7 protein-coding genes are annotated in these 6908 nt (G+C 74.7%); all 7 read left to right on the plus strand.

Features of this window, described 5'->3' with window-relative positions; genetic code table 11:
* On the plus strand, window positions 1-539 hold a 539-nt coding region (locus ACWEN3_RS37765; protein WP_452980648.1), incomplete at its 5' end, for an enoyl-CoA hydratase/isomerase family protein.
* Window positions 536-1117 carry a hydrogenase maturation protease gene (locus ACWEN3_RS37770; protein WP_452980651.1) on the plus strand — a complete coding sequence of 194 codons (582 nt, stop codon included), beginning with the start codon at window positions 536-538 and terminating at the stop codon, window positions 1115-1117. The genes ACWEN3_RS37765 and ACWEN3_RS37770, both read left to right, overlap by 4 nt.
* A gap of 60 nt (window positions 1118-1177) precedes the next feature.
* Window positions 1178-1903 carry a hydrogenase nickel incorporation protein HypB gene (hypB, locus tag ACWEN3_RS37775; RefSeq protein ID WP_452980653.1) on the plus strand — a complete coding sequence of 242 codons (726 nt, stop codon included), beginning with the start codon at window positions 1178-1180 and terminating at the stop codon, window positions 1901-1903.
* Entirely contained in the window at window positions 1900-4245 is a 2346-nt protein-coding gene (gene hypF / locus ACWEN3_RS37780; RefSeq protein WP_452980656.1) for a carbamoyltransferase HypF, read from the plus strand. Before hypB ends, hypF begins: the two co-directional genes overlap by 4 nt.
* A 3-nt stretch (window positions 4246-4248) precedes the next feature.
* Window positions 4249-4539 carry a HypC/HybG/HupF family hydrogenase formation chaperone gene (locus ACWEN3_RS37785; protein ID WP_452980659.1) on the plus strand — a complete coding sequence of 97 codons (291 nt, stop codon included), beginning with the start codon at window positions 4249-4251 and terminating at the stop codon, window positions 4537-4539.
* On the plus strand, window positions 4536-5678 hold the full coding sequence (gene hypD, locus ACWEN3_RS37790; protein WP_452980662.1) for a hydrogenase formation protein HypD: 1143 nt from the start codon (window positions 4536-4538) through the stop codon (window positions 5676-5678). The genes ACWEN3_RS37785 and hypD overlap by 4 nt, the downstream gene beginning before the upstream one ends.
* Entirely contained in the window at window positions 5671-6750 is a 1080-nt protein-coding gene (gene hypE / locus ACWEN3_RS37795; RefSeq protein ID WP_452980665.1) for a hydrogenase expression/formation protein HypE, read from the plus strand. The genes hypD and hypE overlap by 8 nt, the downstream gene beginning before the upstream one ends.
* Window positions 6751-6908 lie beyond the last annotated feature (158 nt).

Genomic DNA, 6908 nt, shown 5'->3' on the forward strand with positions numbered 1-6908 from the left:
CCGCAACGGTGGCCGCGCTCGCCGGCAACGCGGCCGCCGGCGGCGCCATGCTCGCCCTCGCCGCCGACCAGGTGTGGTGCCGCACCGGCACCGTCCTCAACCCGCACTACCGGCGCATGGGCCTGTACGGCTCGGAGTTCTGGACCTACTCCCTGCCGCGTCGCGTCGGGCCGGAACACGCCCACCGGCTGACCACCGAGGCGCTGCCCATGAGCGCCGCGGCCGCCGAGCGGCTCGGGCTGGTGGACCGCCTCGTGCCCGCCGCGCCCGGGCACTTCGCCACCGAGGTCGAGCGGTTCGCGACCGGCCTCGCCGCCGCCCCCGACCTGGACCGGCGGATCGCCGCCAAGGCGGCCGCCCGCGCGGCCGGTGAACGGGAACGCCCGCTCGCCGAGTACCGGCAGGCCGAACTCGCCCGGATGCACGCCGTCTTCTTCGACCCCACGGCGCCCTACCACGGCCTGCGCTCGGCCTTCGTCCGCAAGACGCCGACGGGCTCGCCCCGGCCCCTCACCACGCCCGCCGGAGAAGTCCGTTGACGGCCCGGCTGCTGGTCGCGGGCGTCGGCAACATCTTCCTCGCCGACGACGCCTTCGGCCCCGAGGTGATCCGCGCCCTCGACCACCGACCGCTGCCGCCCGAGGTGCGGGTGCGCGACTACGGCATCCGCGGCCTGGACCTCGCCTACACCCTGCTCGACGGGTGCACCACCGCCGTCCTGGTCGACGCGGCGCGCCGCGGGCACCGCCCCGGCACCCTGTCCCTGATCGAAGCCGAACCCCCCGACGGCACCGTCCCGCCCGAGGCCCACGGCATGGACCCCGCGAAGGTCCTGGCCCTGGCCACCCACCTGGGCGACGAGCCGCTGCCCCGGGTCCTCGTCCTCGCCTGCGAGCCGGCGGTGCTGCCCGGCGGCGACGAGGACATCCTGCCGGGACTCAGCACACCCGTGCGGGCGGCCGTCGACCACGCCGTGGACGCGCTGCACACGCTGATCCCCGCCCTGCTGGCCGATCCGCACGCACCCGCACCGTCATTGGGCCGCCCGGTGGAATCCGGGCCCCCGCACGCGGCTGCGCTGCCCGCCCGCACGGCCGGCACCGCCGAAGATCGGTGACACCCCGGGCCGCGCGGGACGCGTCCCGGGCCCAGCCGCCGACTCCGAGGAGCAGCGCCCATGTGCCGGTCCGACGTCAGACAGGCCGTCCTGGCGAAGAACGACGACCTTGCCGCCAGCCTGCGCGAGGACCTGGCCCGGCAGGGCGTCACCGTGGTCAACCTGCTGTCCAGCCCCGGCAGCGGCAAGACCGAACTCCTCGGCCGGATGCTGGCCCGCGCGGTCGAGCGGGGCGTGCCGGTGGCCGCCCTGACCGCCGACCTCGCCACCGAGAACGACGCCGTCCGCCTCGCCCGCTCCGGCGCCCCCGTCCAGCAGCTCCTCACCGACGGGCTGTGCCACCTGGAGGCCGGCCAGGTGCGCGCCCGGCTGGCGGGCTGGCTGCCCCCGGACACCTCCGTGCTCTTCGTGGAGAACGTCGGCAACCTCGTCTGCCCGGCCTCGTACGACCTCGGCGAGACCCTCAGGATCGTGCTGATGGCGGTCACCGAGGGCGAGGACAAGCCGCTGAAGTACCCCACCGCCTTCGGCTCCGCCCACCTGGTCGTCATCACCAAGACCGACCTGGCCGAAGCGGCCGGCTTCGACGAGGCCGCCTTCCGGGCGAACGTCCAGCGGGTCAACCCGGGCGTGGAGATCGTACGGTCCTGCGCCCGCACCGGCGACGGGGTCGGCACCCTCCTCGACCGGGCCCTCGCCACCCGCGACGGCAACCCGGCGCACCGGCCGCCGCTCGCCCCCCACCCGCACGGCCACCACCACAGCCCGTCCGCCCCCGTCGCATGACCGCCCCCGCCACCGGGCTGGTCCGCCGCCGGCTCACCGTGCGCGGGACCGTGCAGGGCGTCGGATTCCGGCCGTACGTCCACCGCCTGGCCGCCGAACTCGCCCTGGCCGGCTTCGTCGGCAACACCGGCGACGGCGTGCTCATCGAGGTCGAGGGCCCGGCGGACGGGGTGGACCGCTTCTGCGACCTGCTGGCCCACCGCCCCCCGCCCCTGGCCACGGTGACGGGCATCGTCGGCCAGGACCTGCCCGCCACGGGCGACACCGGCCCCTTCGCCATCCGCTCCACCGACCGGGCGACCGGCCGCACCCAGCTCCCGCCCGACACCGCCACCTGCGAGGACTGCCTGCGCGAACTGGCCGATCCGGCCGACCGGCGCCACCGGCACCCGTTCATCACCTGCACCCACTGCGGCCCCCGCTTCACCATCGCCACCGGCATGCCGTACGACCGCGTCGCGACCACCATGGCCGGCTTCCCCATGTGCCCCGACTGCACCCGGGAGTACGGCGATCCGGCCGACCGGCGCTTCCACGCCCAGCCCGTCGCCTGCCCGGACTGCGGACCGCGCCTCACCCTGACCCCGGCCGACGGCCTCGGGGTCCGCCCGGCCCGGGACGCGGACGCCCTCGCCGCCGCGCGGGCGCTGCTCGCCGCCGGACGGATCGTCGCCGTCAAGGGAGTCGGCGGCTACCACCTGGCCTGCGACGCCACGGACGAACAGGCCGTCGCCACCCTGCGCGGCCGCAAGGAACGCGGCGGCAAGGCGTTCGCGGTGATGTGCGCCGACCTCGGCACCGCGGAGCGTCTCGCGATCCTCTCCGCCGCCGAACGGGCCGCCCTGACCGGCGCCCGCCGCCCCATCGTCCTGCTGCGCCGCCGCACACCGGCGGACGGAACCCGGCTCGCCGGCCAGGTCTGCCCGGGCAGCCCGCACCTCGGCGTGATGCTGCCCTACACCCCCGTCCACACCCTGCTGTTCGGGCTGCCCGGCGATCCGCCCGGCCCGCGCGCACTGGTCATGACCAGCGGCAACCGCTCCGGGGAGCCCATCGTCACCGACGACGTCGAGGCGCTGACCCGGCTCGCGGGGCTCGCCGACGCCTGGCTCGCCCACGACCGGCCCATCGCCTCCCCCTGCGACGACTCCCTGCTGCGGGTCCGCCCCGACGGCACCGAACAGGTGCTGCGCCGCTCCCGCGGATACGTGCCCCGGCCGCTGCGCCTGCCGGTTCCGGTACGGCCCGCCCTCGCGGTCGGCGGCGACCTGAAGAACGTGGCCTGCCTCGGCGAGGGCGACCAGGCCTGGCTGGGACCGCACATCGGCGACATGGGCGACCTGGCGACGCTCGAAGCCGCACGCCGGGCCGAGCTGCACCTCACCCGCCTGACCGGAGTCGCCCCCGAACTGGTGGCGGCGGACCGGCACCCCGGCTACCACTCGACCGCGTGGGCACGCCGGCGCGCCGCACACCTCCCCGTGCGGCTGGTCCAGCACCACCACGCCCACATCGCCTCCGCCATGGCCGAACACGGCCTCGACGGCACCACCCCGGTCATCGGGATCGCCTTCGACGGCACCGGATACGGCGACGACGGCACCGTCTGGGGCGGCGAGATCCTGCTCGCCGACTACACCGGCTACCGCCGCTTCGCCCATGTGACCCCCGCCCCGCTGCCCGGCGGTGACGCCGGCGTGGCCAACCCCTGCCGGCTGGCACTGGCCCGGCTGTGGGCCGCGGGGCTGCCCTGGGACCCGGAGCTGCCGAGCGTCACCGCCTGCACGGAGTCCGAACTCGCGGTACTGCGACAGCAGTTGACCAACCAGGTGGCCTGTGTGCCGACGTCCAGCATGGGCCGCCTCTTCGACGCCGTCGCGTCCCTCGTCGGCGTGTGCCACCGCGCGGGCTACGAGGCGCAGGCCGCGCTGGAGCTGGAGGCGGCGGCGACACAGGCCCGGGACGCCGACGCCGAGGCGTACCCCTTCGGCCTCACCGGTGACGGCGTCCTCGCGTGCACCCCTGCCCCGATGCTCAGGGCCCTGCTCGCGGACCTGCGGCGGCGCACCCCCGCCCCGGTGCTCGCGGCCCGCTTCCACCGCGGCGTGGCACGGGCCGTCACGGAGATCTGCCGCCGGGCCCGGACGGCGACCGGTCTGGGCACGGTCGCCCTCACCGGCGGGGTCTTCGCCAACGCCCTGCTGGAGCAGGAGTGCGCGCGACTGTTGGGCACCGACGGCTTCACGATCCTGCGGCACGGCGAAGTCCCGCCGAACGACGGGGGTCTGGCGCTCGGCCAGCTCATGGTCGCGGGAACAGCAACCCACCACGAGACGGAGTGACCCATGTGTCTGGCAGTGCCCGGCAAGGTCGTGTCCATCGACCACCGCGCCGACCCCCTCACCGGACTGATCGACTTCGGCGGCGTCCAGAAACAGGCCTGCCTGGAGTACCTGCCCGATGTGCGGGTCGGGGAGTACGTGATCGTCCACGTCGGTTTCGCGCTGCAGCGGCTGGACGAGGAGTCGGCCCGGGCGTCCCTGGAGCTGTTCGAGCAACTGGGGCTGATGGAGGAGGAGTTCGGGGACGCGTGGGAACAGGCCGCGCGGCAGGAGAGCGGGAGTGAGATCCGGTGAAGTACATCGACGAGTTCAACGACCCTGAGCTGGCCCACCGGTTGCTGGACGAGATCCGGGCCACGGCCACCCGGCCCTGGGCCCTGATGGAGGTCTGCGGCGGCCAGACCCACTCCATCATCCGGCACGGCATCGACCAACTGCTGCCGGAAGAGGTGGAGTTGATCCACGGCCCCGGCTGCCCGGTGTGCGTCACACCGCTGGAGGTCATCGACAAGGCCCTGGACATCGCCGCCCGCCCCGAGGTGATCTTCTGCTCCTTCGGGGACATGCTGCGGGTGCCCGGCACCGACCGGGACCTGTTCCGGGTCAAGGGCGAGGGCGGTGACGTCCGGGTCGTGTACTCGCCGATGGACGCCCTCGACCTCGCCCGTAAGAACCCCGACCGGCAGGTCGTGTTCTTCGCCATCGGCTTCGAGACGACCGCGCCCGCCAACGCCATGGCCGTCCACCAGGCCCGCCGCCTGGGCATCGACAACTTCAGCCTGCTGGTGTCCCACGTCCGGGTCCCCCCGGCCATCGAGGCGATCATGACCGCCCCCAGCTGCCGGGTGCAGGGCTTCCTCGCCGCCGGGCACGTGTGCAGCGTGATGGGCACCGCCGAGTACCCGGACCTGGCCGAGAAGCACCGTGTGCCGATCGTCGTCACCGGCTTCGAGCCGCTGGACATCCTCGAGGGCATCCGGCGCGCCGTCCACCAGCTGGAGCGCGGCGAGCACCGGATCGAGAACGCCTACCCCCGCGCCGTGCGCGAGCAGGGCAACCCGGCGGCCCTGCGCATGATCGAGGAGGTCTTCGAGGTCGCCGACCGCAACTGGCGCGGCATCGGCCGCATCCCGGCCAGCGGCTGGCGGCTCAGCGACGCCTTCCGCGCCCACGACGCCGAGCACCGCTTCGACGTCTCCGGCATCCGCACCGAGGAACCCGCCGTGTGCCGGGCCGGCGAGGTCCTCCAGGGCCTCATCAAGCCGACCGAGTGCGAGGCGTTCGGCAAGGCCTGCACCCCGCGCACCCCGCTCGGCGCCACCATGGTCTCCAGCGAGGGCGCCTGCGCCGCCTACTACCTGTACCGCCGCATGAACGCCCCGGCACCGCAGGGATCCCGCATCCCGCAGGAGGAGATGAACCCCGTTGGCTGACCTCGCTCCCACCGAAGCGGCGGCCGTCGACCCCGCGAACTGGACCTGCCCGGCCCCGCTGCGCGACCAGCCCGTCGTCGTCATGGGCCATGGCGGGGGCGGCGCCCTCTCCGCCGAACTGATCGACCAGGTCTTCGCCCCCGCCTACGGCAACCCCGTCCTGGCCGCGATGACCGACTCGGCCGTCCTCGACCTCGGCGGCGCCCGGCTCGCCTTCTCCACCGACTCCTACGTCGTGCGCCCGCTGTTCTTCCCCGGCGGCAGCCTCGGCGACCTCGCCGTCAACGGCACCGTCAACGACCTCGCGATGAGCGGCGCGCGGCCCGCCTACCTCTCCACGGCCTTCGTCCTGGAGGAGGGCGTGGAACTCGCCGTCGTCGGACGGATCGCCCGCGCGATCGGCGCGGCGGCCGAGGCCGCGGGCGTCACCGTGGCCACCGGGGACACCAAGGTGGTCGAGTCCGGGCACGGCGACGGCGTCTACGTCACCACCGCCGGAGTCGGCCTCGTTCCCGACGGGGTCGACATCCGGCCGCAGCGCGCCCGGCCGGGCGACGCCGTCATCGTCAGCGGCCCGATCGGCCTGCACGGCGTGGCCGTCATGAGTGTCCGCGAGGGCCTGGAGTTCGGGGTCGAGATCGCCTCCGACACCGCGCCCCTGGCCGGCCTGGTCGCGGCCATGCTGGACGTCACCAAGGACATCCACGTGCTGCGCGACCCCACCCGGGGCGGGCTCGGCACGTCCCTGAACGAGATCGCCCGCGCCTCCGGCACCGGGGTGCGGCTGCGCGAGCGCGCTGTCCCCGTCCCCGACGAGGTGGTGAACGCCTGCGGTTTCCTCGGCCTGGACCCGCTCTACGTCGCCAACGAGGGCCGCCTCGTCGCCTTCGTGCCCCCGGAGCACGCCGAGGCCGTACTGGCCGCGATGCGCGCCCATCCGCAGGGCGTCGGCGCGGCGATCGTCGGCGAGTGCGTCCCGGACCACCCCGGGATGGTCGTCGTCGCCACCGGCCTCGGCGGCACCCGGGTCGTGGACCTGCCGCTGGGGGAGCAACTGCCCCGCATCTGCTGACCGGCCCGTCGAAGCGTGAAGGCGGCCCCCCTGGTGACAGCGGGGCCGCGTTCACGGTTCGTGCAGCGAAGCGGCCATCGCCTCGGCGTCCACCTGTACGGCTTCGAGGCCGGCCTCGTCGAACAGGCCGCGCGCGGTCAGCTCCGTCTCCAGCAGCC

It is taken from the genome of Streptomyces sp. NPDC004561 (assembly GCF_053602155.1).

Excerpts from the sequence above, each read along its gene's own strand:
- hypB (WP_452980653.1), top strand. The coding sequence starts at position 1,178 with ATGTGCCGGTCCGACGTCAGACAGGCCGTCCTGGCGAAGAACGACGAC.
- hypF (WP_452980656.1), top strand. The coding sequence starts at position 1,900 with ATGACCGCCCCCGCCACCGGGCTGGTCCGCCGCCGGCTCACCGTGCGC.
- ACWEN3_RS37785 (WP_452980659.1), top strand. The coding sequence starts at position 4,249 with ATGTGTCTGGCAGTGCCCGGCAAGGTCGTGTCCATCGACCACCGCGCC.